This window comes from Corynebacterium fournieri (assembly GCF_030408775.1).
GTDB lineage: Bacteria > Actinomycetota > Actinomycetes > Mycobacteriales > Mycobacteriaceae > Corynebacterium > Corynebacterium fournieri.
This window is the reverse complement of the sequence record NZ_CP047210.1, coordinates 208,255-231,881: the sequence shown is the minus strand read 5'-3', so window position 1 is coordinate 231,881 and position 23,627 is coordinate 208,255. Positions and strand designations below refer to the sequence as shown.

At 66.3% G+C, this 23,627-nt stretch carries 23 protein-coding genes; 12 read left to right on the top strand and 11 right to left on the bottom strand.

Going from position 1 to position 23,627, the window contains the following annotated elements:
• Window positions 1-36 precede the first annotated feature (36 nt).
• The 7 genes from CFOUR_RS01010 to CFOUR_RS00980 all read right to left on the bottom strand — a co-directional run bounded on the left by CFOUR_RS01010 (window position 37) and on the right by CFOUR_RS00980 (window position 6,322).
• Window positions 37-312 (bottom strand): DUF2516 family protein, encoded by a 276-nt coding sequence (locus tag CFOUR_RS01010; RefSeq protein ID WP_085958351.1) that lies wholly within the window; start codon window positions 310-312, stop codon window positions 37-39.
• Between the two features lie 44 nt (window positions 313-356).
• The gene (locus CFOUR_RS01005) at window positions 357-872 is read right to left on the bottom strand and encodes a CGLAU_01105 family protein (RefSeq protein WP_085956907.1); all 516 of its coding nucleotides are present in this window, start codon (window positions 870-872) and stop codon (window positions 357-359) included.
• A gap of 15 nt (window positions 873-887) precedes the next feature.
• Window positions 888-2,171 carry a DUF445 domain-containing protein gene (locus tag CFOUR_RS01000; RefSeq protein ID WP_085956908.1) on the bottom strand — a complete coding sequence of 428 codons (1,284 nt, stop codon included), beginning with the start codon at window positions 2,169-2,171 and terminating at the stop codon, window positions 888-890.
• An 85-nt stretch (window positions 2,172-2,256) separates the two neighbouring features.
• Window positions 2,257-2,625 (bottom strand): hypothetical protein, encoded by a 369-nt coding sequence (locus CFOUR_RS00995; RefSeq protein WP_085956909.1) that lies wholly within the window; start codon window positions 2,623-2,625, stop codon window positions 2,257-2,259.
• A 74-nt stretch (window positions 2,626-2,699) separates the two neighbouring features.
• Window positions 2,700-3,449 carry a succinate dehydrogenase/fumarate reductase iron-sulfur subunit gene (locus CFOUR_RS00990; RefSeq protein WP_085956910.1) on the bottom strand — a complete coding sequence of 250 codons (750 nt, stop codon included), beginning with the start codon at window positions 3,447-3,449 and terminating at the stop codon, window positions 2,700-2,702.
• Complete coding sequence (locus tag CFOUR_RS00985; RefSeq protein WP_101706349.1) at window positions 3,449-5,527, bottom strand: fumarate reductase/succinate dehydrogenase flavoprotein subunit; 2,079 nt, start codon at window positions 5,525-5,527, stop codon at window positions 3,449-3,451. Before CFOUR_RS00985 ends, CFOUR_RS00990 begins: the two co-directional genes overlap by 1 nt.
• Before the next feature lie 21 nt (window positions 5,528-5,548).
• Entirely contained in the window at window positions 5,549-6,322 is a 774-nt protein-coding gene (locus CFOUR_RS00980) for a succinate dehydrogenase cytochrome b subunit (protein WP_085956911.1), read from the bottom strand.
• Window positions 6,323-6,577: 255 nt separating this feature from the next.
• Here CFOUR_RS00980 and CFOUR_RS00975 point away from each other — a divergent pair, with 255 nt between their 5' ends.
• Complete coding sequence (locus CFOUR_RS00975; protein ID WP_085956912.1) at window positions 6,578-7,042, top strand: SRPBCC family protein; 465 nt, start codon at window positions 6,578-6,580, stop codon at window positions 7,040-7,042.
• 78 nt (window positions 7,043-7,120) lie between these two features.
• Here CFOUR_RS00975 and lpdA read toward each other — a convergent pair whose 3' ends face one another.
• On the bottom strand, window positions 7,121-8,533 hold the full coding sequence (gene lpdA, locus CFOUR_RS00970; RefSeq protein ID WP_085956913.1) for a dihydrolipoyl dehydrogenase: 1,413 nt from the start codon (window positions 8,531-8,533) through the stop codon (window positions 7,121-7,123).
• Window positions 8,534-8,613: 80 nt separating this feature from the next.
• Between lpdA and CFOUR_RS00965 the strand changes: the two genes are divergently transcribed.
• The 11 genes from CFOUR_RS00965 to CFOUR_RS00915 all read left to right on the top strand — a co-directional run bounded on the left by CFOUR_RS00965 (window position 8,614) and on the right by CFOUR_RS00915 (window position 21,018).
• Window positions 8,614-10,044, top strand: a complete 1,431-nt coding sequence (locus tag CFOUR_RS00965) for an alpha/beta hydrolase (protein WP_230471749.1) — start codon at window positions 8,614-8,616, stop codon at window positions 10,042-10,044.
• A gap of 334 nt (window positions 10,045-10,378) precedes the next feature.
• Window positions 10,379-11,500, top strand: a complete 1,122-nt coding sequence (locus CFOUR_RS00960) for an alpha/beta hydrolase (protein ID WP_290179654.1) — start codon at window positions 10,379-10,381, stop codon at window positions 11,498-11,500.
• Window positions 11,501-13,519, top strand: a complete 2,019-nt coding sequence (locus tag CFOUR_RS00955) for a prolyl oligopeptidase family serine peptidase (RefSeq protein ID WP_085956915.1) — start codon at window positions 11,501-11,503, stop codon at window positions 13,517-13,519.
• A gap of 11 nt (window positions 13,520-13,530) precedes the next feature.
• Window positions 13,531-14,778, top strand: a complete 1,248-nt coding sequence (locus CFOUR_RS00950; RefSeq protein ID WP_085956916.1) for a M1 family metallopeptidase — start codon at window positions 13,531-13,533, stop codon at window positions 14,776-14,778.
• Entirely contained in the window at window positions 14,775-15,953 is a 1,179-nt protein-coding gene (locus CFOUR_RS00945; RefSeq protein ID WP_085956917.1) for a hypothetical protein, read from the top strand. Before CFOUR_RS00950 ends, CFOUR_RS00945 begins: the two co-directional genes overlap by 4 nt.
• 6 nt (window positions 15,954-15,959) lie before the next feature.
• Entirely contained in the window at window positions 15,960-16,943 is a 984-nt protein-coding gene (gene rfbB, locus CFOUR_RS00940) for a dTDP-glucose 4,6-dehydratase (protein ID WP_085956918.1), read from the top strand.
• Between the two features lies 1 nt (window position 16,944).
• On the top strand, window positions 16,945-18,276 hold the full coding sequence (locus CFOUR_RS00935) for a sugar nucleotide-binding protein (protein ID WP_085956919.1): 1,332 nt from the start codon (window positions 16,945-16,947) through the stop codon (window positions 18,274-18,276).
• Between the two features lie 15 nt (window positions 18,277-18,291).
• Entirely contained in the window at window positions 18,292-19,155 is an 864-nt protein-coding gene (gene rfbA, locus CFOUR_RS00930; RefSeq protein WP_085956920.1) for a glucose-1-phosphate thymidylyltransferase RfbA, read from the top strand.
• Window positions 19,156-19,158: 3 nt separating this feature from the next.
• Entirely contained in the window at window positions 19,159-19,956 is a 798-nt protein-coding gene (locus tag CFOUR_RS00925) for a glycosyltransferase (protein WP_085956921.1), read from the top strand.
• A gap of 13 nt (window positions 19,957-19,969) precedes the next feature.
• Window positions 19,970-20,659, top strand: a complete 690-nt coding sequence (ppgS, locus tag CFOUR_RS00920; RefSeq protein WP_101706350.1) for a polyprenyl-phospho-N-acetylgalactosaminyl synthase PpgS — start codon at window positions 19,970-19,972, stop codon at window positions 20,657-20,659.
• Complete coding sequence (locus CFOUR_RS00915) at window positions 20,656-21,018, top strand: DUF2304 domain-containing protein (protein WP_085956923.1); 363 nt, start codon at window positions 20,656-20,658, stop codon at window positions 21,016-21,018. Before ppgS ends, CFOUR_RS00915 begins: the two co-directional genes overlap by 4 nt.
• A gap of 8 nt (window positions 21,019-21,026) precedes the next feature.
• Here CFOUR_RS00915 and CFOUR_RS00910 read toward each other — a convergent pair whose 3' ends face one another.
• The 3 genes from CFOUR_RS00910 to CFOUR_RS00900 are packed head-to-tail and all read right to left on the bottom strand — an operon-like array spanning window position 21,027 to window position 23,582.
• Window positions 21,027-21,647 (bottom strand): MBL fold metallo-hydrolase, encoded by a 621-nt coding sequence (locus CFOUR_RS00910; RefSeq protein ID WP_085956924.1) that lies wholly within the window; start codon window positions 21,645-21,647, stop codon window positions 21,027-21,029.
• Window positions 21,647-22,741, bottom strand: a complete 1,095-nt coding sequence (locus CFOUR_RS00905; RefSeq protein WP_290179647.1) for an S-(hydroxymethyl)mycothiol dehydrogenase — start codon at window positions 22,739-22,741, stop codon at window positions 21,647-21,649. Before CFOUR_RS00905 ends, CFOUR_RS00910 begins: the two co-directional genes overlap by 1 nt.
• A gap of 10 nt (window positions 22,742-22,751) precedes the next feature.
• A complete protein-coding gene (locus CFOUR_RS00900; RefSeq protein WP_413540795.1) occupies window positions 22,752-23,582 on the bottom strand; it encodes a GDSL-type esterase/lipase family protein in 831 nt (276 codons plus the stop codon).
• Window positions 23,583-23,627: the final 45 nt, after the last annotated feature.

Here is a 23,627-nt window from a genome sequence, read left to right as displayed (position 1 = left end):
TTTTCCGCCAGCGGCGGCTGGCGGGCGCTAGTGCGCTTACCAGTCGTAGCTGCCGCCCAGGATGCGCTGGATCTGCGGGCGAACGTCGAAGAAATAGATGCCGATCGCTACCGCGCCGAACCAGGCGATGAACTGCAAGCGCAGCAGGCACGCCAGCGCCACCAGCACCAGGATGCCCACCCAGACACCCTTCGACTGGCGGTTGGCCGCCTCAAACGCGTCGGCGCGGGTGGTGCCCGCCAAGACGGCCCCGCCAATGCCAGCGACACCGACTACGAGCATGAGCACCATGCTCACGTAAGACGGAATCATCATGATCTGATGGATTTGGCTGACAGTGGCGGTATCCATGGTTCCTACTTCTGCTCGTCGATAATTTCGCCGTCGATGATATCGCCGCCGGACTTCTCGCCCGCGAACTGCTCCTGCACGCGCTCCACCAGGTTTTCAAAGCGGGAACGCAGGTCGTCGACGGTGCCCTCGATCCCCTCGGTCTGCGTGCCCTCCATGCGGTCGTTGAACGCGCTGCGAGCTTCCTCGATCGTGCTGCGTAGCTTCGCCTTCATCTCGTCGGTGAACTGCAGGTCGCGCTCGCGCAGGCTGTTAAACAGCTTCTCCGCTTCGTCCGTGAAGCTGGTCGCCGCGCCGCGGACCTCGCCCTCGGTAGTAGCCGAGCTCAGGTTCTGACGCGCGTCCTCGGTGGCGATCTTGAACCGGTCCGACAGCTCGCCGGTGGCCTTGCTCAGCGCCGCGCCGATGGCGGAACCGGCGGCCAGCAGCGCGTCGCCCGCCTCGCGCAGGTTGCTGCGCACCTCATTGTCGTCGCCGGTGGGGTTCTGGTCGTCGAAGATGTTGCCGGTGTTTTCAGTCATTGCTCACTCCTGTCATTAGTAAAAGACGATCTGGGACACAGTGTAAATAGCTAGGCCCGCCAGCGCACCGACGATTGTGCCGTTCAGGCGGATGAACTGCAGGTCCTTGCCCACCATGAGCTCGATCTTGTCTGCGGCTTCCTCACCGTCCCAGCGCTCGATGGTCTCGGCGATGATGCCCACAATCTGGTCCGCGCCGTTTTCAGCCGCGAAGTGCGTGGCCTTTTCCAGGGTCCGTTCGGCGTCGGCGCGCACCGAAGGGTCGTCGACAAGCTTTTGTCCCCACTCGCGCACAGACGCAGCTGCTTTACGACGCAACCCGCTTTGCCCGTCCGACGCCTGGGCCACAATCGACGCCGAGAGCTGCTCCCAGATCCCGCCGGCGGCGGACGTGACGGCCGTCGAGCCCATCACGTCGGCCTTGAGCGATTCGACCCGCGAGATCATCTCGCCGTCGAATTGGAGGTCCTGGGCGAACTGGTTGATCTGGCGGCGGATGGCGCGGCGCGCCTCGTGGTGCTGGTTGGTGTCCACGTCGGCCATAAACGCCACCATCTCGTCGTAGACGCGCTGGCCCACCAGCTCCTTGGCAAAACGGGGAGCCCAGCGCGGCATGCGCTCGTCGATCATGCTGACCACAGTGTCTTCCATGCCGTCGACCTTGCGCCGCGCCCAGGCGACGATGTCGTCCACCACGGGCTCGACCTTGCCGTCGTTGATCAGGCCCTCGAGCGCGCGCCCCAGCGGAGGTCCCCAGATCGGCTCCGCCACACGGTTAATCAGCTGGGCGTTGATGAAGGATTCCGCCTCCGCCGGGTCGATGCCTTCGACCATGCGCACGGTGAACTTGCCCGCTTCCGCGCTGACCCGCTCGGCGTTGTCCGGCTGCGCCAGCCAGCGCCCCACGCGCTCCGGGATGCCCGCGGCCATGACCTTATCCGTGATCGTGCGGGCGTTGAGGAAGTTCTCGCTGACGAAGTCGCTGAGCACCCCGGCAACCTGATCCTTCTTGTTCGGGATGATCGCCGTGTGCGGAATGGGAATGCCCATCGGGTACTTAAACAGTGCCGTGACGGCGAACCAGTCCGCCAAGCCGCCGACCATGCCGGCTTCTGCGGCCGCGCGGAGGTAGCCGATCCACCCGGCCGTGTTGCCCCGGGACTGCGCCCACGAACAGGCGATGAAGATGACGGCCATCAGCGCGAGCAAGCTCGTCACCGCGACCTTGTGGCGGCGCAGGACGCGGCGGCGCTCGGCCTCGTTGCTGGGGGTGGGCATCATCGAAAGCTGCTCGCTCATGCCCTCGATTAAAGCAGGCGCTCCGACACGGGCACGAAAAATGCCCCCTCCGCAGGTGGAGAGGGCATTTCGGCGCGCTGCCGGTTTAGTTCACGCGGCCGGTGCGCTTGCGGTACGCCTTGTACTCCTTGCGGCCGGAGACGATGAAGATCGCGCCCAGCACAGCGGTGATCACTGCCTCAGCGACACCCAGGATGAGCAGGCGCTGCGCCAGACCGTGCGTCTGGGAACCGAAGCCGAACGCCATCGCGCCGGCGCCCCACACGGCCAGGCCGATGCCGAAGAGGGTGGACAGAATCAGGCCCATGGCGATCCAGGTCTGGGTGTGCGACAGCGATGCGTGCGGCGCACCCAAAGAAACCGGGTCGTAGCCATCGATGTAGGTGTCATCGATGCGGCCGGTGTACTCCGGGTAGGACTCGTTGCGGATGTCTGCAACTGCGGTGGAACCCATTGTTCTTGTTTCCTTCTTCAGCGTTGTGGAGGATTCAGCGTGAGCTGCTGCGTTGGTTCGAGTATACGACAGGCCTAGTCGTCGCCGCCCTTGAAGGCGGCGCGAGCGCGCTCGGCGTTGATCGCGCCGACCGCATCCAGCGGAATGCCTGCCGGGCACACGTCGGCACACTCACCGTACAGCGAGCAGTGGCCGAAGTTGGTCTCCAGCTCGTCGACCATGTTGCGGGCGCGGCGGGAGCGCTCCTGCTTACCCAGCGGCAGCAGCTTCAGGTGCTTCAGCTTGGCGCCGGTGAACAGGTGTGCAGCACCGTTCGGGCACGCAGCCACACATGCGCCGCAGCCGATGCAGGCGGCGTAGTCCAGCGCGGTCTCCGCGTCGTGGTGGTTCACGGCCAGCGTGTCGGCGTCCGGTGCGGTACCAGCGTTGACGGAGACGTAGCCGCCCTGCTGCATCACGCGGTCAAGAGCGGAACGGTCCACAGCGAGGTCCTTGATCACCGGGAACGCGCCGGAGCGGAACGGCTCGATCTTCAGGGTGTCGCCGTCCTTGTAGTTGAACAGACGCTGCAGGCACGCAGTGGTGTTCTGGCCGGCGCCGTGCGGGCGGCCGTTGACCAGCAGGCCGCAGGTGCCGCAGATGCCTTCGCGGCAGTCGGAGGCGAAAACGAACGGCTCCTTGCCCTGCTCGACGTAGGTCTCGTTCACGTGGTCGAGCAGCTCCAGGATGGACATCTGCTCCACAGCGTCATCGACCTGGACGGTCTCGAAGCTGCCCTCGGTGTCAGGACCAGCCTGGCGCCAGATTTCAAGTGTCAGTTTCATTACTTGTAGTTCCTTGCCATCAGCGGGATCGAATCAAAGTGCAGGGGTTCTGCGTGGCGGATGAACTGGCCTTCGCCGGCCGGCTCCCACGCCGACACGAAGCACCAGTTGTCGTCGTCACGCTCTGCCTCGCCGTCATCGGTGAGGTGGTCCATACGGTAGTGCGCACCGCAAGACTCGTCGCGGTCCAGTGCGTCGATGCACATCAGCTCGCCGAGGTTGATGTAGTCGACGAGACGGAGTGCGGCCTCGAGCGTCTGGTTCATGTCGTTCGGCGAACCCGGAATGGAGATGTTGGTCCAGAAGTCCTCGCGCAGGGCGCGGATCTTGCGGATGCCCTCCTCCAGGCCCTCCACGGTACGGGACACGCCGCAGTGCTCGTAGAGGATGTCGCCGAGCTGCTCGTGGAAGTGCTCCGGGCCGTGCGGCTCCGGGCCGCGGATGGACATGATGCGCTCGATGCGCTCGGTGACCTCAGCCACCGCGTCCTGTGCCTCGCGGGAATCCTCCGGCAGGGCTTCCTCGCCGAGGTGGTCTGCCAGGTAGTTCGGCACAGTAAACGGCAGGGTGAACCAGCCGTCCACCGAAGCGGACAGCAGCGAGTTCGCGCCCAGGCGGTTCGCGCCGTGGTAGGTCCAGGAGCACTCGCCGGCGGCGAACAGGCCGTCGATGGAGGTCATCTCGTTGAAGTCCGTCCACAGGCCGCCCATGGTGAAGTGGACGGTCGGGGCGATGCGCATCGGGGCCTTGTACGGGTCCTCGCCGGTGGAGTCCTCGTACATTTCGAAGAGGTTGGAGTAGCGCTCGCGGATCGTGTCCTCGCCGAGGCGCTCGATCGCGTCGGAGAAGTCCAGGTACGCGGAGTTGTGCAGCGGGCCCACGCCGTAGCCGGCGTTGAGCTGCTGGGAGATAGCGCGCGAGGCCACGTCGCGCGGCACCAGGTTGCCGAAGGCCGGGTAGCGGCGCTCCAGGAAGTAGTCGCGCTCCTCCTCCGGGATGGTGTTCGGGTCACGGTCGTCGCCCTTTTCCTTCGGGGTCCAGATGCGGCCGTCGTTACGCAGCGACTCGGACATCAGCGTCGTCTTCGCCTGCCACTTCGCGTTGACCGGCAGGCCGGTCGGGTGGAACTGCACGAAGCACGGCGACGCCAGGTAGGCGCCGCGCTCGTAGGCGCGCATCATGGCCGAGGAGTTGGAGTTCTTGGCCAGCGTGGTCTTGTGGTACACGTTGCCGTACCCGCCGGTAGCGAGGATGACAGCGTGGCCGGTAAACGGCGCGATCTCACCGTTGATCAGGTTACGGGTGACAATGCCGGAGCAGTGCTTCTTGCCGTCCTTTTCGGTGATGATCAGATCCATCAGGTCGTGGTGGGTGAAGATCTCCACGTTGCCGAGGTGGATCTGGCGCTGCAGCGCAGACGCGGTGGACAGCTGCAGCTGCTGGCCTGTTTGGCCGCGGGTGTAGTAGGTGCGGGAGACCTGCACGCCACCGAAGGAGCGGGTGGCCAGCGTGCCGCCGTACTCGCGCGCGAACGGAGCGCCGATGGCGTTCATGTGGTCGATCACGCGGACGGACTCGATGGCCAGGCGCCAGCAGTCGGACTCGCGGCAGCGGTAGTCGCCGCCCTTGACGGTGTCCTTGGTGTGGCGGTACGCGCCGTCGTTGTCGACCTTCTTGCCACGGGCGGAGTTCACGCCACCCTGCGCAGCAATGGAGTGCGCACGGCGCGGTGCGTCGTGGTAGGTAAACGCCTTGACGTTGTAGCCGAGCTCGCCGAGGGCGGCCGCAGCGGCGCCGCCGGACAGGCCGGTGCCCACAACGAGGACGGTGAACTTGCGACGGTTCAGCGGCGAGACCAGGTTCATGTGGTCCTTCTGGTGCTGCCACATGTCCTTCATGCGAACTTCGTCGCGGTTCGGCTCGCTCGACTCGAGGATGTTGCCCGGGGTCACGCCTGCGGCAGCGGACTCGGGCTGGCGGAAGCCGCCGGTGCGCTGCTGGCCCTGTGCCTCAGCGGTGGTCTGCTCGCCGCGGTTGGAATCCTGCGCCCCGGAAAGACCGGAAATAGAGGTAGTCATAGTTTTTCTCCTAAAAAGCCGTTACCTGGAAAAATCCGGGACCCAGCCGAACGCGATGGCGAGCGGCATGACAACGTTGCCTGCGACAACGATGAACGGGAGGATGTAGGCGAGGATGACCATCAGGCCCTCGCCGCGCTTGCCCAGCCAACCCAGGTCGGACACCGCAAGGTAAACACCGTGCGTCAGGTGCAGCAGCAGCGCCAGGTTGGCAACCACGTACACCAGGGTGACCCACCAGCGGCCCGGGGCGAAGGTGGCGAGTAGGTTGTTGCGCACCGCGCCTTCCACGAACTCGTTGGACGCCACGACCTGGCCGAGGGTGAGGTCGAGCAGGTGGAAGATGATGAACAGCAGCAAGATGATGCCGGTCCAGATCATCGACTTCGTGGCGGTGGACTGCCAGCCGCCCATCAGGTTCGTGCGCTTGAAGCGGCCGCGGGACTGCGCGGAGCGGGCACGCAGGGCGAATGCGCCCCAGACGTGCAGCACCAAGCAGGCCAGCAGGACAATGCGGACAATCCACAGGAATCCCTCGCGCGGAAACAGCGGCTCGCCGATCGTGCGCAGGAACTCGCCGTAGTCATCAATCGGCGCGACGCCGCCGGCGTCCAGCGGCATAAAGATCTTCAGGTTGCCAACCATGTGGCCCAACACGAACAGGCCGAAGATAAGGCCAGTGATGGCCATGGTCAGCTTGAGAGCCCACGTGGGGTAGGACGGCCGCTCGCGCAGCGGCTTCTCAGTAATTTTTCCGTGACGAATGGCTTCACGGTCTGCGTTTTGTACAGTCATGGCACCTCCAGTGTCGCTAACACTCTAAGAGATAGCCCCCGCTCACACACACCGGATTGCCAGGATCACACCAGTCTCAACTGTCAGTTGAGCCATTCAACATGCACTCCGCACCGAATGTGACCTTTGACACCACACGGCCCTTCACCCCCCAATCCCACATTCCTCACCCTTTTCAGTGTCAATCTTTGGTTGGTTAGTTTCCCCTAACCCGCAGCGCCGCGGGATGGCGGAGAAATCGGTACGCTTGCTGCCATGGCTATCGACAAGAACACTGAGAACTCCGCAACCCGCCAGATCGACGCCCCCGCGGCCGAGATCTTCGACATCCTTTCCAACCCCCAGCGCCACGCCGAGACCGACAACTCCGGCATGGTCGTCTCCGCGGACCAGGGCGAGCGCCTGAAGAACGTCGGTGACACCTTCACCATGAACATGACCAAGGAGGACGGCGACTACCAGACCGTCAACGAGGTCTTCGCCATCCAGCAGGACCGCGTCATCGGCTGGAAGAACGTCGAAAACACCACCGCTGAGGTGAAGGTCGGCGCGAAGTGGCTCTACGAGCTCGAGCCCATCGACGCGGACAACACCAACGTCACCCTCACCTACCAGCGCGATGAGCTGGAAGAGAACCTGCTTTCCATGACCGAGACGTTCGACGACGAGTTCCTGGCCAAGTCCCTGGACTCCCTCGCGGCAGCAGTCGCGGGCGCATAAGCACCTGCTTGACGACGCACTAAAGGCGGGCCTGCTCCGGTGAGCGGGCCCGCCTTTGGTACGTCGTAAAGCGAGAGCCTAGAGGTTGATCATGTGGCCCTCGACGCCGTGGGAGATCTCCTTGAGCACCTCAGACAGCGTCGGGTGGATGTGGATGGAGCGCGCGATCTCGCCTGCGGTCAGGTCGAAGCGCTGCGCCAGGACAACCTCCGGCATGAGCTCGGAGACGTTCGCGCCGACCAGGTGGCAGCCGAGGATCTCGCCGAACTCGGCATCGGCGACGAGCTTGCCAAAGCCTGCGGTCTCCGCCAGGCCCATTGCCTTGCCGTTTGCGGTGAACGGGAAGGTAGCGACCTTGATATCGCGGTCCGGCCACTTCTCCTTCGCCTGCTCCTCGGTGTAGCCCATGGAGGCGACCTGCGGGTTACAGAACGTCGCGCGCGGGGTCATCATGTAATCCTCGATCTCGAGGGTCTCCGCGTCGGCGATGGTCTCGGCGGCGATGATGCCCTGGGCCTCGGCCACGTGCGCCAGCTGCAGCTTCGCGGTGACGTCGCCGATGGCGTAGATGTGCTCGACGTTGGTGCGCATGCGCTCGTCGATGGCGATGGCGCCGCGCTCGGTGAGCTCAACGCCCGTGTTCTCCAGGCCGTAGCCCTCGGTGCGCGGGGCGAAGCCGACGGAGATCATCACGCGGTCCGCGGTCAGCGTCTGGGTTTCGTCGGAGCCGTTCTTCTTCACGTCGACCTCGACGGAGTCGCCGTTGTCGCGCACCTCGGTGGTGGCGTGGCCGGTGAGCAGCTTCACGCCAAGCTTCTTGTACGCCTTGGCGATCTCCTTGGACACGTCCTTGTCCTCGTTGGGCAGCACGCGGTCCTGGTACTCGATAACGGTGACGTCCACGCCGTAGTTGGACAGCACGTAAGCGAACTCCATGCCGATGGCGCCGGCACCGACGATGACCATCTTCTCCGGAGCCTCCGGGTTGAGGATCTGCTCCTCGTAGGAGACGACGTTTTCCGAAAGCTCGATGCCCGGCAGGGTGCGCACAACTGCGCCGGTGGCGATGATGCAATCGTCGAAGGTGACAGTCATGCCCTTGTCGTCACCGTCGGTGATCTCGATGGCGTTGGCGTCCTTGAACGAGCCCAGGCCGTTGATCTCCTGGATCTTGTTCTTCTTCATCAGGTAGTGCACACCGCCAACGATCTTCTCGGAGACCTTGCGGGAACGCTTGTGGGCGTCCGTGTAGTCGAACTCCACGTCACCCTTGATGCCGAACGTCTTCGCATCGTGGTTGAAGATCGACGCCACTTCGGCGTTCTTAATCAGGGACTTGGAGGGGATGCAGCCCACATTGAGGCAGACACCGCCCCAGTAGTGCTTTTCAATGACAGCCACTTTTTTACCAAGCTGAGCTGCACGGATGGCGGCGACGTAACCACCGGGGCCGGCGCCGAGGACAACAACGTCAAAATGTTCTTTACTCACGATGCATATGGTACGTGCCCGTCTGGCAAAATGTTGCGGAGCACCTATTTCTTTCCTTGATTGAAAGCGAGCGAATCCCTGTGAAACTCACACGCTCCGCGGTGGCGATCGCTGCCGCAGCCCTTGTCGCTGCAGGTTCCGTCCCCGCCGTGCACCACCTCGCGGCCGACGGCGACGCCAGCAAGCCGGTGACCACGCTGGACCCGGCCGTCTCTGTGGTGGATTCCACCATCGCCGCGCCGACGTCCACCGAGGAGGCACCGAAGCCGTCGGTGGTTGATGCCACGCCGTCGAGCGAGGCCCCGGCAGTTGCCACCACCACGGAGATGACCGTGGTCGACGAGGTCTTCGCGGACGAGGACCCGGGGAAGCTGGCCAGCGACCCGGTGGACGGCGAAAACCCTGAGGTGCAGGGCTCCGAGCTGACCTCTGTGCCGGAGGAGCCGGTGGGCCACCCGGACATCAAGCCGCTGCAGGAGGCGCCGAAGACCTACAAGGGCGTCGACCAGCGGTGGGTCTCCATCATGGAGCAGAACAAGGACGTGTGGAAGAACGAGGCGATCAGCGTCCACTCCCCGTCCATGGACCGCGACATCCCTGTGGCTATCTTCCACGCCACCGACGAAAACGGCCAGCTGGTGGACAACGCGCCGACGGTTTACCTGCTCAACGGCGCCGGCGGCTCCGAGCAGGACTCCGACTGGATTGCGCAGGCATTCCGCCAGATGTTCGACACCTACGGCCGCGCGGGCGTGAACGTGGTGGTGCCGCAGGAGGGCGCATTCTCGTACTACGTGGACTGGGCTGCTGCCCCGCCGGTGAAGAACACCTTCTACAAGGGCAAGCAGATGTGGTCGACCTTCCTGGCGCACGAGCTGCCGCAGACGGTTGAGCCGTACATGAACGCCGACCAGGACCACCGCGCGGTGGCGGGCCTGTCCATGGCGGCGACCTCCGTGCTTTTGCTTGCAGAGCACAACCCGGGCTTCTACGACGCCGTCGGCTCCTTCTCTGGTTGCGCGGCCACCTCGACCCCGCTGCCGTGGGAGTTTGTGAACCTGACCGTGGACCGTGGCGCACCGGGCGTGATGACGCCGGAGCACATCTTCGGCGAGCGCGGCTCCGACTACAACCGGCACAACGACGCGCTGGTCAACGCCGCGAAGCTGAAGGGCACCGCGGTGTACCTGTCCACCGGCACTGGCCTGGCGGGCGAGATGGACACGGCGGGCTACCTGAAGGACCGCCTGGTCAAGCTCGGCGTGGACGAGGGCGACGCGTCCTCGCGCGCATTCGCCAACGCGTTGACGCTGCAGGTTGAAGGCGGCGTGATTGAGGCGGCGATGAACGCCTGCACCCACGACCTGATGGTGAAGATGCGCGCCAACGACGTCGAGGTCAACCACGCTGAGCTGCGCAATGTGGGCACCCACAGCTGGGGCACCTGGCGCGACGATCTCAAGCTGTCCTACGACAAGGTGTTCAAGCAGGCGCTGGGCCTGGACAAGTAGCACCCCCTGCTTGACGACGCTAAAGCGGCGCCTCCCGACATTCCGGGAGGCGCCGCTTTGTGGTTGCTGGCGGTGTCGCCGCTTAGAACATGCCCAGGCCGTAGGCGATGGTGGAGGACATGGAAGAGCCTGCGTGCACGAGCTCGCCGAGCACCTGGTTGATCTGCACCTGGATAGTTTCGATGGGGTTCATGTTGGGATCCTTTCGGGGTTGCACAAGCCTGTGACGCAACACGCCACACGCGTAACGCTGGCCACTACAGTAACGAATGTCCTTTAGAATGGCGCAATAGTGCCTGTCAGCTTAACCCCTCCCCCAGGACTGGATACACAGATGAAGAAGATCAAGGCGGCGGCGCTGTCCGCCCTCACCGCAATCTCCCTCGCATGCTCCGGCGCCCCCGCAGCGCCGGCCCAGACAGCGGCCCCGGAGGGGACGGTCAAGCCGTGGGACGCCCCGGCCGACCCGCCGCGGATCACCCGCACCGGCCAGGTGCAGGAGTGGGTCAACCAGGTCGACCACAAAAACGTGCTCTCCTACAAGGTCTTTTCCCCTTCCATGCGCCGCGACATCCCCGTGGCCGTCATCCCCGCGACCGACCAGGCGGGCAACCGCGTGCCAAACGCGCCCACCCTGTACCTGCTCAACGGCGCCGGCGGCGCGGAGCAGAACCAGGACTGGCTGAAGCTGTACCCGGCCAAGGACTTCTTCGCCGGCAAGCGGGTCAACGTGGTCGTGCCGCAGGCCGGCGCGTTTTCCTACTACACCGACTGGGTAGACGAGAACGTGCACTCCGACTACATCAACGGCCCGCAGAAGTGGGAGACCTTCCTAACCAAGGAGCTGCCGGGCCCGATCGAGCGCGTGGTGGGCGCCAACGGCCGCCGCGCCGTGGCAGGCGTGTCCATGTCCGCCACCTCCGCCCTGCTGCTGCCGCAGCACAACCCAGGGATGTACCAGGCCGCGGCGGCGTTTTCCGGCTGCGCGGCCACATCCTCGCCGCACGGCTACAACTTCGCCCGCGTAACGGTCAACCGCGCATCGGCCACCCCCGACTTCAAAACGGTCACTCCGGAGAAGATGTGGGGTCCGATGAACAGCCCGTACAACCGCTACAACGACGCACTGCTGGGCGCTGAAAAACTGCGCGGCACCAAGCTGTACATCTCCTCCGGCACGGGACTTGCGGGCAGGCCGGACCAGGTCAGCTACCTCATGGGCATCGGCGCCCCGCAGATCGCCGCGCAGGCCGGCTCCGCGGTGCTGCAGGTCGAAGGCGGCGTCATCGAGGCCGCAGTGAACACCTGCACCCACGACCTGAAGGCCAAGTTGGACGGCCTGGGCATCCCCGCCCACTTCGAGCTGCGCAACGCGGGCACCCACTCCTGGCCGTACTGGACCGAAGACATGAACCGCGCCTGGACCACCACCATCGCGCCCGCCCTGGGGGTCTAAATGCGCGACATCGAGCCGCAGCTTCTCGACGACCTCACGGGCACCCCCGCCCTCGAATGGGCCCGACAGTGGTCCAACGCGACGGAGGCCGGGCTCGACACCGACGCCCTGCGCGAACGCATCCTCGCCGCGCTCGATTCCGACGACCGCATCCCGTTTGTCACCCGGCGCGGCGACTACCTCTACAACTTCTGGCGCGACGCCGAGCACCCGCGAGGGTTGTGGCGGCGCTGCTCCTTCACCTCGTTCACTTCGTTCACCTCGTTCCTCGGTGAACGAAGTGAAGGAGCAGGAGGAGGCGGCACTGAGTGGGAGGTGCTGCTCGACCTCGACGCCCTGGCTGCCGACGAGGGCGAAGACTGGGTGTTCAAAGGCTCGTCGCTGCTTCCGCTGACCTGGGACCGGGCGCTGATCCGCCTGTCGCGCGGCGGCGCGGACGCGGTCGTGGTGCGCGAGTTCGATCTGGACACCCGCAGCTTCCTCAGCGCCGACGACGTCGGTTTCGTCTTCGACGAAGCCAAAACCGACGTCAGCTGGGTCGACCGCGACACCATTTTGGTCGGCACGGACTTCGGCCCCGGCACCCTGACCAATTCCGGCTACCCCATGCAGGTCGTGCGCGTCACGCGCGGCGGCGACGCAACCGTCATCTTCACCGGCGAGCCCGAAGACGTGGCGGTGGGCGCGGGGTATGAGGTGGGCGCCCGAAGGACCGTCGTCACGCGGGCGCTCGACTTCTACACCTCCCGCACCTGGGTCGACGGCGAGCTCATCGACGTGCCGGACGACTGCGACGCCATCTGCCACCGCGAGTGGTTGTTCATCCAACCGCGCACCGCATTCGCCGGCGTCCCCGCCGGCGCCCTGGGCGTGATCGAACTCGACGCGTTCCAGCAGGGCGAGCGCGAATTCACCGTGCTGGAACAGGACGCGACGGTGGAATCGATCGCGCTGACGCAAACAGCTGTGCTGGTGACCTGCCTGGCGGACGTGGCCACCCGCATCTTCCGCATCAGCCTGGGGTCGTGGCAGCGCACCGAGCTGGCGTTGCCGGAGGCCGCGAGCGCGCACGTGGTGGCCACGAGCCCGCTCGACGGCGACGAGTTCTGGATCGCCGCTTCCTCGTTTACCACCCCCACCACGCTGCTAGTGGGCGACGCCTCCGGCGAACTCACCGAAGTCAGGCGCGCCCCAGCGTACTTCGACACCACCGGGTTGGAAACGCGCCAGCACTGGATGGAATCCGCCGACGGCACGCGCGTGCCCTACTTCATCACCGGCGACTTCTCCCGCGGCGCGCGGCCGACGCTGGTGGGCGGCTACGGCGGCTTCGAGGTCTCGCTCACGCCGGCGTTTTCCAACGTGCGCGGCATCGCGTGGCTCGAGCGCGGCTTTTTCTACGTCCAGCCCAACCTGCGCGGCGGCGGCGAATTCGGCCCCGAATGGCACTCGCAGGCGGTCAAGACCAACCGGCACAAGGTCTGGGAGGACCACCGGGCCGTCCTGGAGGACGTCGTCGAGCGGGGCTACGCCACGCCAGAGCAGATTGCCATCCGCGGCGGCTCCAACGGCGGGCTGCTCACCTCCGGCGCGCTGGTGCAGTACCCGGAGTGCTTCGGCGCCGCCGTGATCCAGGTGCCTCTGACAGACATGCTGCGCTACCACATGCTTTCCGCCGGCGCGTCCTGGATGGCGGAGTACGGCGACCCGGACAACCCCGACGAGCGCGCCGCCATCGAGCGGTGGTCGCCGCTGCACAACATCCGCCCGCGCGAGGAGGTGGTCTATCCCCCAGCGCTGGTGACCACCTCCACGCGCGACGACCGGGTCCACCCCGCCCACGCCCGCACCTTCGCCCTTGCGCTGTGGAAGGCGGGCCAGCCGGTGGACTACTTCGAAAACACCGCAGGCGGGCACGCCGGCGCCGCCGATAATGCACAGGTGTCGCGGGTGGAGGCGTTGATCTACGAATGGATCTCCCGCCGGATCCACGACAAGGCGCGCGAGGGCCTGGCGTAGACTTCCCGGCGATGAAAAACCTCAGGCTGCGCTCCACACCTATCCCCGGCACTCGCGATCGTTACACGGGGGTTGAGTTCAACCTCGGCTTCCACGTCACGCACTACGACCTCAACTTCGACTACAAGGTCGCGCCGAACCGCCTCGACGCGGTGGCCACCCTGACGCTGACCACCTGGCGCGAGCTCAACCACCTCACGCTGGATCTGACCTCGGGGCTGTCGGTGCGCCGCATCGAGGCCACCAACGGCTTCGGCATCAAGCGCTACCGCCAGTCCGGCGGCAAGCTGCGCATCACCTTCGACCAGTTCATCCCGGTGGACACGGAGCTGCAGCTGACCATCCGCTACGCCGGCACCCCGCGCCCGCGCCGCACCGCCTGGGGGATGCTGGGCTGGGAGGAGCTGGAAAACGGCGCGTTGACGGCGAACCAGCCCAACGGCGCGCCCTCTTGGTTCCCCTGCGACGACACGCCGGACGAGAAGGCCACCTACTCCTTCAACGTGCGCGCGGACCGCGGCTACGTGGCGGTGACGAACACGACTGCGCGCCCCATGGCCACCTACCTGGCCACAGTCCAGGTGGGCCAGTTCCACCGCGTGGCGCTGGGCCGCAACACCGTCGCCTGGCTGCCGCCGAACACCTTGGTGGGCGACCTGGATAAGCAGCAGGCAATGCTGGACTGCTTCGAAACCGTCTTCGGCCCCTACCCCTTCGAGGACTACCAGGTGGTCGTGCACGAGGACGAGCTGGAAATTCCGCTGGAGGCGCAGGGGCTTTCCATCTTCGGCGTCAACCACCTGCGGGGCAACGAGCGCCTGATCGCCCACGAGCTGGCGCACCAGTGGTTCGGCAACTCGCTCGGCATCGCGCAGTGGGAGGACATCTGGCTCAACGAGGGCTTCGCCTGCTACGCGGAGTGGCTGTGGGCCGACTATTCGGGGCAGATGCCTCTCGACGCCTCCGTGCGCGCCCACTACAACAAGATCACCCCGATGCATTTCACGCTGCAGGACCCGGGGGCGCGCGACATGTTCGACGACCGCGTGTACAAGCGCGGCGCGATCGCGCTGCACGCTTTCCGACGCGCCGCAGGTGACCCCGCCTTCTTCGCCGCGGTGCGCGACTACGTCTCCCGCGGCGCCCACGGCGTGGTGGAGACCTTCGACCTGGTCAACGCCTTCGCGCGCCAGGGCGTGGAAATCAGCGACCTGCTGGACCAGTGGATCAACCACCCTGAACTTCCGGAGTGCCCGTGAAACACCTCTCCCTGGCCACCGTCTTCGCCGCGGCCAGCGGCTTTGTGGTCATGTGGATTGCCAGCTGGGCGCTCGACGCCGAGCACGGCTACCGCTACTTCTTGGCTTACTGGGGGCTGTTCTTCGCCGCCACCGGGCTCATCGACGGCATCACGCAGGAAACCACCCGCGCCGTGGCCGCCGCCCAGAACACGCAGGCGCGCGGCGGCGCCAACCCGTGGAAACTCGGCGCCGCGATAGGCGGCGGGCTCGCCGTGGTGGTGCTGGGCGCCGGGTTCGCCTCGATGAGCCGCATCGTGCCCACGCACCCCGGCACCGCCACCTCGCTGCTCGCGTTCGGGCTGTTTAGCTACGCCTTTCAGGCGGTGCTCTCCGGCATCCTCAGCGGCTCCGGCCTGTGGGAGCGCTACGCGGCGCTGGTAGCCCTGGACTCGGGCGTGCGGTTGGTCTTGGCCGTGGTGGTGTGGGCGCTCGGCGGCGGGCTGGTGGCGTTTTTGGCCATCACCGTCATCGGGGCGGTGAGCTGGGCGGTGATCCTGGCGCTTTCCCCGGTGCGCGTCTGCCTGGACGTGGACCGCGCCGCGTTTGCGCGCCGCGTCGGCTCCGCCATGGTCGCCTCCGGCGCCTCCGCCGCGCTGATCACGGGCTTTCCCACCGCCGCTTCCGCCGCCTTCCCGGCCGCGGCCTCGGGCGCTGCGGTGGCCGCGATCAACAACGCCGTCATGCTCACCCGCGCGCCGGTGCTGGTTCCGCTGCAGCGCTTCCAATCCGCCCTGGTGGTCCGCTTCGTGGAGCGCCGCAGCAACATCTACGCGGCGCTGGCGGCCCCCATCGGGGCGATCCTGGGCCTCGGCGCGCTCGGTTTCGCCGCGGCCTGGCTCATCGGCCCCTGGATTCTGCGCGTGGCCTACAAGCCGGAACTGTTCGTCGGCGGGCTCACGCTCGGCCTGCTCACCTTCGCCTCCGCGTTCATGGGCATGCTCATGATCACCGGCGTGGCCGTGCTCGCGCTGGAAAAGCACGCGTTTTACGTCGCCGGCTGGCTCGCCGCCACCGCCACCTCCTTCGCCGTGCTCTTCCTCGCACCGTGTGGTGTGGCCGCCACCGTGGTGGTCGCGCTGTTCGCCGGGCCCATCGTCGGCGCGCTCGTGCACCTGGCGGGCCTTGTAAAGTAGCGGGCCATGAAACGTTTGCTGGTCACCGGGGGCGCGGGCTTTATTGGGGCGAATTTTGTCCGTCAGGCGTCGCAAAGCTACCGCATCACTGTCGTGGACAAGCTCACCTACGCCGGCAACCGCGACAGCCTGCCGGAAGGCATCGAGTTCGTGCGCGGCGACATCTGCGAGCAGACGCTTATCGACGAGCTCGTCTCCGCCGCCGACGCCGTCGTCCACTTCGCCGCCGAATCCCACAACGACAACTCGCTTCGCGCCCCCGAGGCGTTCGTACACAGCAACATCATGGGCACGTTCACGCTGCTCGAGGCGGTGCGCAAACACAACACGCGGCTGCACCACATCTCCACCGACGAAGTGTTCGGCGACCTCGAGCTCGGTGGCACCGACGCGTTCACAGAAACCACGGCGTACAACCCGTCGTCGCCGTACTCGGCCACCAAGGCTGGCTCGGACCACCTCGTGCGCGCCTGGGTGCGCTCCTTCGGCGTGCGCGCGACGATTTCGAACTGCTCCAACAACTACGGCCCCTACCAGCACGTGGAAAAGTTCATCCCCCGCCAAGTCACCAACATCCTGTGCGGCGCACCCGCCAAGCTCTACGGCAGCGGCGCGCAGGTGCGCGACTGGATCCACGTCGACGACCACAACGCCGCCGTGCTGGCCATCCTCGAGCGCGGGCGCATCGGCGAAACCTACAACATCGGCGCGAGCCTGCCCGGGCAGGCGCACGTGACCAACAAAGAGGTCATCGAAGCCATCTGCGAGCTGATGGGCGGCACCTACGAGCACGTCGCGGACCGGCCGGGCCACGACCAGCGCTACACCATGGACGCCACCAAGATCCGCCGCGAGCTGGGCTGGAAGCCGCGCTACACCGACCTGCGCGCAGGCCTGGAGCAGACCATCGAGTGGTACCGCGAGAACCGCTGGTGGTGGGAAGCTGACAAGGCGGGCATTGAGCAGCGTTACGCGGAAAGGGGACAGTGACATGGAAACCACCATCGACGGCCTCGAGGTCCACACACTGACCGTCCACGAGGACAACCGCGGCTGGTTCAAGGAGAACTGGTCCGGGCAGCACCTTCTCCCGAAGCAGCACAACGTCAGCTTCAACGCCCGGCGCGGCGCCACCCGCGGCATGCACGCCGAGCCGTGGGACAAGTGGGTCTCCGTAGCCACCGGCCGGGTCTTCGGCGCCTGGGTGGACATGCGCGAAGGCTCCGCCACCTTTGGGGCGAAGTACACCTGCGAGATCGGCCCGGACACCGCCGTGTACGTCCCCCGCGGCGTGGCCAACGGCTTCCAGGCGCTCGAGGACGACACCACCTACATCTACCTGGTCAACCAGCGCTACCGCCCCGGTGGGGCGTTCTGCTCCTACCGTGAGATCGACTGGCCTCTCGAGCCCACCGAGCTCTCCGCGAAAGACCTCGCGCACCCCATGCTCGCGGACGCCTCCCCGCTTCCCCCGCGCCGCATCCTGGTCACCGGCGCGAACGGCCAGCTGGGCCGGGCGCTGCGCCAGCTCTGGTCGGATGCGCAGGCTCATTTTGTGGGCCACGACGAATTCGACATCTGCCGCGCCGCTGACGCGGCGGACAGCGCGGGGATCGACTGGTCGGACTACTGGGCGATCGTGAACTGCGCCGCTTACAACGACGTCAACGGCGCGGAGGACGACCGGGCCGGGGCATGGGCGGTGAATGCGGCGGCGCCGGCGAAGCTCGCGCAGATCAGCAACGCGCACGACCTGACACTCGTGCACGTCTCATCCGACTACATCTTCGACGGCGGCACCGAGGTCCACGACGAAACCGAGCTGCCCTCGCCGCTGAGCGCCTACGGCGCGTCCAAGGCTGCCGGCGACACGGCGGCGCAGGTGGCGCGCAAGCACTACGTGGTGCGCACGAGCTGGGTGTTCGGCGACGGGCGCAACTTCATGTCCGTGATGGCAGACCTGGCCGCGCGCGGCGTGTCACCCAAAGTGGTCTGCGACCAGCGCGGGCGCCCCACCTGGGCCGAAGACCTGGCAAAAGGGATCGCGCACCTGTTGGACACGGGCGCGGACTACGGCGTGTACAACATCTCCTCCGACGGGGACGTGGCCACGCGCGATGAGATCGCCATGGCGGTGTTCGTCGCCGTCGGCGGCGACCCGGCGGACGTGCACCCCGTGACCACCGAGCAGTACGGCGCCGAATTCGGCGTGGAGGCGCCGCGCCCGAAAGAATCCACGTTGTCGCTGGACAAGATCAAGGCCACCGGCTTCGCGCCCACGAACTGGCGCGCGGCGCTGGCGCTGTACGCGGCGCTGCGGTAGCTAGACTGCGCAGACATGAAGGGCATCATCCTCGCCGGCGGGTCGGGCACGCGCCTGTACCCGATCACCCAGGGCATTTCGAAGCAGCTCATGCCCATCTACGACAAGCCGATGATCTACTACCCGCTGTCCACGCTGATCAGCGCGGGCATCCGGGAGATTTTGATCATCACTACCCCGGAGGACCGGCCCAACTTCGAGCGTTTGCTTGGCGACGGTTCACGCCTCGGCATCATGCTCCACTACGCCGAGCAGCCGAAACCGGAGGGGCTGGCGCAGGCGTTTTTGATCGGCGAGGAGTTCATCGGCGACGACTCGGTGGCCTTAGTCCTCGGCGACAACATCTTCGACGGCGGCGGCATCGCCCAAGCGCTCGGGCAGATCCACGACATCGAAGGCGGCGCGATCTTCGCCTACGAGGTCTCCGACCCGCAGCGCTACGGCGTGGTCGAGTTCGACGCGGACGGCACCGCGCTGTCCATCGAGGAAAAACCCGCGCAGCCGAAATCCAACTTCGCCGTGGTGGGGCTGTACTTCTACGACAACGACGTCATCGAGATAGCCAAATCGATCACGCCGTCCGCCCGCGGCGAGCTGGAGATCACCTCGGTCAACGAGGCCTACCTCGACCGCGGCGACCTCAAAGTCCACCGCCTGCACCGCGGGGACGTGTGGTTAGACACCGGCACCATCGACTCCATGAGCGAGGCCAGCGCCTACGTGGAGGTGCTGCAAAAACGCACCGGCACCGTCATCGGCTCGCCGGAGGTGGCGGCCTACCGCGAAGGCTTCATCAGCGCCGCCCAGCTTCAGGCGCTCGGCGAGCAGGTGCTCAAATCCGGCTACGGCCGCTACCTCATCGACGCAGCAAGGGATTAACCAATGGCCACGATTACTGCTCTGGTGACCGTCTACCACGGCACGGACGCCGACGACCTCGCCCGCGCGCTCGACTCGCTTCGCGCGCAGACCCGCCCGGCGGACGAGCTGGTCATTGTGGCGGACGGTCCGGTCTCGGAAGCGGTCCGAAGGGTCGTCGACAAGCAGAAAGCCCGCGTGCTGTGGCTGCCGGAAAACTTAGGCGCAGGCCCCGCATCGCAGGCAGGCTTAACGACGATCGATTCCGACTACACCGCCCGCCTCGACTCCGACGACGCCGCCAAACCCGAACGCTTCGCCCGGCAGCTGGAATACCTGGAAGCCCACCCGGACGTCGGGGCGTTGGGCACCGCCGTCGAAGAGTTCGCCCGCGAACCGGGCGATACCGGCAACGTGCGCGCCCTGCCGGAAAACCCCCACACTTACGCGAAGATGAACTCGCCGGTGAACAACCCGTCGGTGATGCTGCGCACCCGCGCGGTCAAGGAGGTCGGCGGGTACCACGACGTGCACTTCATGGAGGACTACGACCTCTACGCGCGACTGATCGCCGGCGGCTGGCAAGTGCGCAACCTACAAGAGGCACTGACGGACTTCCAGGTCACCGACGCGCAGTTTTCCCGCCGCACCGGCCGCGACATGTTCGCCGCGGAAGCGCAGATGCAGCGCAACCTAGTCGCCTACGGGCTGATCGGCCGCCCACGCGCGGTGTTCAACCTGGCGGCGCGCTCGGCGTACCGCGCGCTACCCACAGGTCTTCTTCGGCGCGTGTATGCCGCGTTGTTCCACCGCGGGGAGTAACCTAACGCTCGATATGAGTGGTTTCGAGGACACCTGGCTGATCGTGCCCTGCTACAACGAGGGCACGGTCATCTTCGACGTGCTTACCCACGCGCGCGAGACGTTCCCCAACATCGTGGCGGTCAACGACGGCTCCCGCGACAACTCCGCGGCCCAAATCCGCGCCGCCGGCGCCCACCTGGTGGACCACCCGGTGAACCTGGGCCAGGGCGCCGCCATCCAAACCGGCGTGGAATACGCCCGCGCCCAGCCCGGCGCCGAGTACTTTGTCACCTTCGACGCCGACGGCCAGCACCAGGTCAAAGACGTCAAGCGCATGATCGAGCGGCTGCGCACCGAACCGCTGGACATCATCGTGGGCACCCGCTTCGCCGGCCAGGACAACTCCCAGGTGCCCTGGATCAAGCGCGCCGTGCTGAAAACCGTGGTGATGCTCTCCCCGCGCACGAAGCGCCTCGGGCTGACGGATGCGCACAACGGGCTGCGCGCCTTCAACCGCACAGTCGCCGAGGAGATGAACATCCGCATGAACGGCATGTCGCACGCCTCCGAGATCGTGAACATGATTGACAAGTGTGGCTGGCGCGTGGACGAGGAACCGGTGGACATCCTCTACACCGAGTACTCCATGTCCAAGGGGCAGAGCCTGATCAACGGCGTGAACATCCTCGCCGACGGACTCGTTGCAAGGAGGCTGCCATGATCCAAGCGTTGTTGCTGCTCGCGGTTGTCGCGTTGGCCTGGTACTTCTTTGCCAACCGGCGTAAGGCGAACGCCAAAGCCTGGGTGAAAATCGGCTTCGCGCTGATGATCCTCGCGGCGATCTGGGCGATCGCGCGCCCCGACGACGTCACCGTGCTAGCCAACTGGCTCGGCGTCGCCCGCGGCACGGACCTGATGCTGTACGTGCTGGTGGTGGCGTTTTTCTTCACCACCATCTCCACCTGGACGCGCTTCCGCGAGCAGGAGCTGCGCTACGCCCGCCTGGCGCGCGCGGTAGCGCTGCAAAACGCGCAGGCGCCGGGGCAGGTGCTTGGCGACGAACCGAAGGAACGTCGCTAAGCAACCGCCTAGAAGCCGCGGCGGATCCACTCCTCTAAATGCGGTGCCTCCGCGCCGACGGTGGTGTGGTCGCCGTGACCGGTGCGCACCACCGTCTCCGCCGGCAGGTCCAGCACGGACTTTTGCAGCGAGTGGATGATGGTGTCGAACGAGGAGAAAGACCTCCCCGTCGCGCCCGGCCCGCCCTGGAACAGGGTGTCGCCGGAAAACAGCTCGCCGGCCTCCTCGGCGTAGATCACCACAGAGCCCGGCGAGTGGCCCGGGGTGGACATCACGCGCAGCTCGGTGCCGGCGATGTCGAACGTGGCACCGTCGAGCAGCTGGCGGTAGTGCGCGCCCGGGTTCTGGCGCTGCCACAAAAAGCCGTCGGTCGGGTGCAGGTACACCGGTGCGTCGACTAGGCGGGACAGCTCGGGCGCGGCGTCGATGTGGTCGGAGTGGCCGTGGGTGGCCAAAATGCCTTTGACGCGTCTGTCCCCCACCGCCTGCGCGATCGCTTCGGCGTTGTGGGCGGCGTCGATGATGTAGACCTCGGAATCGTCGCCGACGATCCAGACGTTGTTGTCCACCTCCCACTCGCCGCCGTCAAGCTTGAACAGCCCGGAAGTGACTACGTTGTCGATGCGCATTAGAACTCCACCACGCTTCGCAGCACGTCGCCGCGCTTCATCTTGTCAAAGGCTTCCTCGATGTCGCCGACGCCGATGCGCTCGGAGACGAACTCGCCGAGCGGGAAACGGCCCTGCTTGTACAGCTCCACGTAGGCGGGGAAGTCGCGCTCCGGCAGGCAGTCGCCGTACCAGGCGGGCTTGATCGAGCCGCCGCGGGCGTACAGGTCGATCGCGGGGATGTCCACATGGTCCGTCTGGTTGGGCACGCCGACCATGACCATGCGTCCGGCGAAGTCACGGGCGTAAAACGCCAGGCGCCAGGTGGGCTGGATGCCCACCGCGTCGATGGTCACGTCCGTGCCGAAGCCGCCGGTGAGCTCGCGCACGCGCTCGATGACTTCGTCTTCGCTCATGTCCTTGGAGCAGATGGTCTCCGTCGCGCCGAACGTGGTGGCGGCGTCGCACTTTCGTTCGTCCACGTCGACGGCAATGACCTTCGTCGCCCCCGCCAACGCAGCTCCCGCCACGGCAGCCAGGCCGACGCCGCCGAGGCCGAAGACTGCGACCGACTCGCCGCGCTGTACCGCGCCGGTGTTCGCCGCCGCGCCAAGGCCGGCCATGATGCCGCAGCCGAGCAGGCCAGCGGCGGCGGGGTCGGTGTCCGGGTCGACCTTCGTGCACTGCTTTTCGTGCACGAGGGTCTTCTCCGCGAACGAGCCGATGCCGAGGGCGGCGGTCAGGGCGGTGCCGTCCTCGAGCGTCATGGGCTGCGAGGCGTTGTGGGTGTTGAAGCAGTTTTTCGTGTCGCCCTTGCGGCAGGCGCGGCACTCGCCGCACACGGCGCGCCAGTTCAGCACCACGAAGTCGCCCGGTGCGACGTGGGTGACGTCCTCGCCGACCTGGTCGACGACGCCGGCCGTTTCGTGGCCGAGTAGGAACGGGAACTCGTCGGCGATGTCGCCGTTGCGGTAGGCCAGATCCGTGTGGCACACGCCGGTGGCCTGCACCTTGACCACCACGTCGTTCAGGCCGGGATCTGGGATGACAATGTTGGCGACCTCGACGGGTGCGCCTTGCTCGCGGGCAATGACTCCTTGGACTGTCTGTGTCATGTCCACAAGGCTACGAGCGCGCGATGACATTCGCCACGTGCTCGTGGCCGCGCTGGTTCACGTGGATGGGCAGGTTGCCCGGACCGCCGTAGAAGTCCACCAGCCCGGCCCACATGCGCTGGTTGTCGGGCGCGCACATGTTGTTGTTCCACGTGGACGGCTTCAGGTCCAAAAACTCCGTGCCGGTGGCGCGGGCGGCGTCCACCTGCATCCACTGCGCGAGGTTCTCCCAGCGCTGCACGTCCGCGAAGCGGGTGGCGTCGGCGACGTTCGGGGCGACATGGAACAGGCACACGCGGTCGCCGGCGGTGACCTTGGGGTAGCCGACGAACTGGATACGCGCGTTCGGGGCGGCGGCGCGGATGCGGTTGATCTGCGGGACCATGTAGTTGACAAAGTCTCGGCGGATGTCCGCGTCCGGGCGGGAGGTGTTGTTGTACGTGTCGTTGAACCCAACGGAGATGATCACGCGCGCGGTCGCCGGGGACAGGCCGCGGTCGGCGATGGCGCGGTCGACCTGCTGGAAGAAGCCGGGACCCTTGGAGACGGTGACCACGCCGGTGCAGGAGTAGTCGCGCGCGGCCAGGCCCAGCTTGGCGGCGGAGCGCTTGCCCCAGTTCGTCGGGGAGGTCGGGCACCAGGTGCCGTTGTCGGAGCGGCCCCGCGGGTCCAGGCCCAGCTTGCCGGCGGCCCATTCGGGCACGTTCGGGTCGGAGATGACGGAGTCGCCGAAGATGACCATGTTGCGGTCCTGGGCGTCGGCGGCAGGCGACAGGGGCGCGAACAGCGCTGCGGCCGCAGCAACAGTGGCGGCGATGCGGCGGGAAAGAGACACGGCAATCCTTTCACAGGGGAAACTTACGTAACGGTAGGCTACATTACTCTC

What these genes read in the sequence shown, in the direction of transcription:
- CFOUR_RS01000 (WP_085956908.1), bottom strand. Translation starts at nt 2,171, where the DNA reads ATGAGCGAGCAGCTTTCGATGATGCCCACCCCCAGCAACGAGGCCGAG.
- CFOUR_RS00935 (WP_085956919.1), top strand. Translation starts at nt 16,945, where the DNA reads ATGGAAACCACCATCGACGGCCTCGAGGTCCACACACTGACCGTCCAC.
- CFOUR_RS01005 (WP_085956907.1), bottom strand. Translation starts at nt 872, where the DNA reads ATGACTGAAAACACCGGCAACATCTTCGACGACCAGAACCCCACCGGC.
- ppgS (WP_101706350.1), top strand. Translation starts at nt 19,970, where the DNA reads ATGAGTGGTTTCGAGGACACCTGGCTGATCGTGCCCTGCTACAACGAG.
- CFOUR_RS01010 (WP_085958351.1), bottom strand. Translation starts at nt 312, where the DNA reads ATGATTCCGTCTTACGTGAGCATGGTGCTCATGCTCGTAGTCGGTGTC.
- CFOUR_RS00910 (WP_085956924.1), bottom strand. Translation starts at nt 21,647, where the DNA reads ATGCGCATCGACAACGTAGTCACTTCCGGGCTGTTCAAGCTTGACGGC.
- rfbA (WP_085956920.1), top strand. Translation starts at nt 18,292, where the DNA reads ATGAAGGGCATCATCCTCGCCGGCGGGTCGGGCACGCGCCTGTACCCG.
- CFOUR_RS00990 (WP_085956910.1), bottom strand. Translation starts at nt 3,449, where the DNA reads ATGAAACTGACACTTGAAATCTGGCGCCAGGCTGGTCCTGACACCGAG.
- CFOUR_RS00955 (WP_085956915.1), top strand. Translation starts at nt 11,501, where the DNA reads ATGCGCGACATCGAGCCGCAGCTTCTCGACGACCTCACGGGCACCCCC.
- CFOUR_RS00925 (WP_085956921.1), top strand. Translation starts at nt 19,159, where the DNA reads ATGGCCACGATTACTGCTCTGGTGACCGTCTACCACGGCACGGACGCC.
- CFOUR_RS00995 (WP_085956909.1), bottom strand. Translation starts at nt 2,625, where the DNA reads ATGGGTTCCACCGCAGTTGCAGACATCCGCAACGAGTCCTACCCGGAG.
- CFOUR_RS00975 (WP_085956912.1), top strand. Translation starts at nt 6,578, where the DNA reads ATGGCTATCGACAAGAACACTGAGAACTCCGCAACCCGCCAGATCGAC.
- CFOUR_RS00980 (WP_085956911.1), bottom strand. Translation starts at nt 6,322, where the DNA reads ATGACTGTACAAAACGCAGACCGTGAAGCCATTCGTCACGGAAAAATT.
- CFOUR_RS00960 (WP_290179654.1), top strand. Translation starts at nt 10,379, where the DNA reads ATGAAGAAGATCAAGGCGGCGGCGCTGTCCGCCCTCACCGCAATCTCC.
- CFOUR_RS00915 (WP_085956923.1), top strand. Translation starts at nt 20,656, where the DNA reads ATGATCCAAGCGTTGTTGCTGCTCGCGGTTGTCGCGTTGGCCTGGTAC.
- CFOUR_RS00905 (WP_290179647.1), bottom strand. Translation starts at nt 22,741, where the DNA reads ATGACACAGACAGTCCAAGGAGTCATTGCCCGCGAGCAAGGCGCACCC.
- CFOUR_RS00950 (WP_085956916.1), top strand. Translation starts at nt 13,531, where the DNA reads ATGAAAAACCTCAGGCTGCGCTCCACACCTATCCCCGGCACTCGCGAT.
- CFOUR_RS00985 (WP_101706349.1), bottom strand. Translation starts at nt 5,527, where the DNA reads ATGACTACCTCTATTTCCGGTCTTTCCGGGGCGCAGGATTCCAACCGC.
- rfbB (WP_085956918.1), top strand. Translation starts at nt 15,960, where the DNA reads ATGAAACGTTTGCTGGTCACCGGGGGCGCGGGCTTTATTGGGGCGAAT.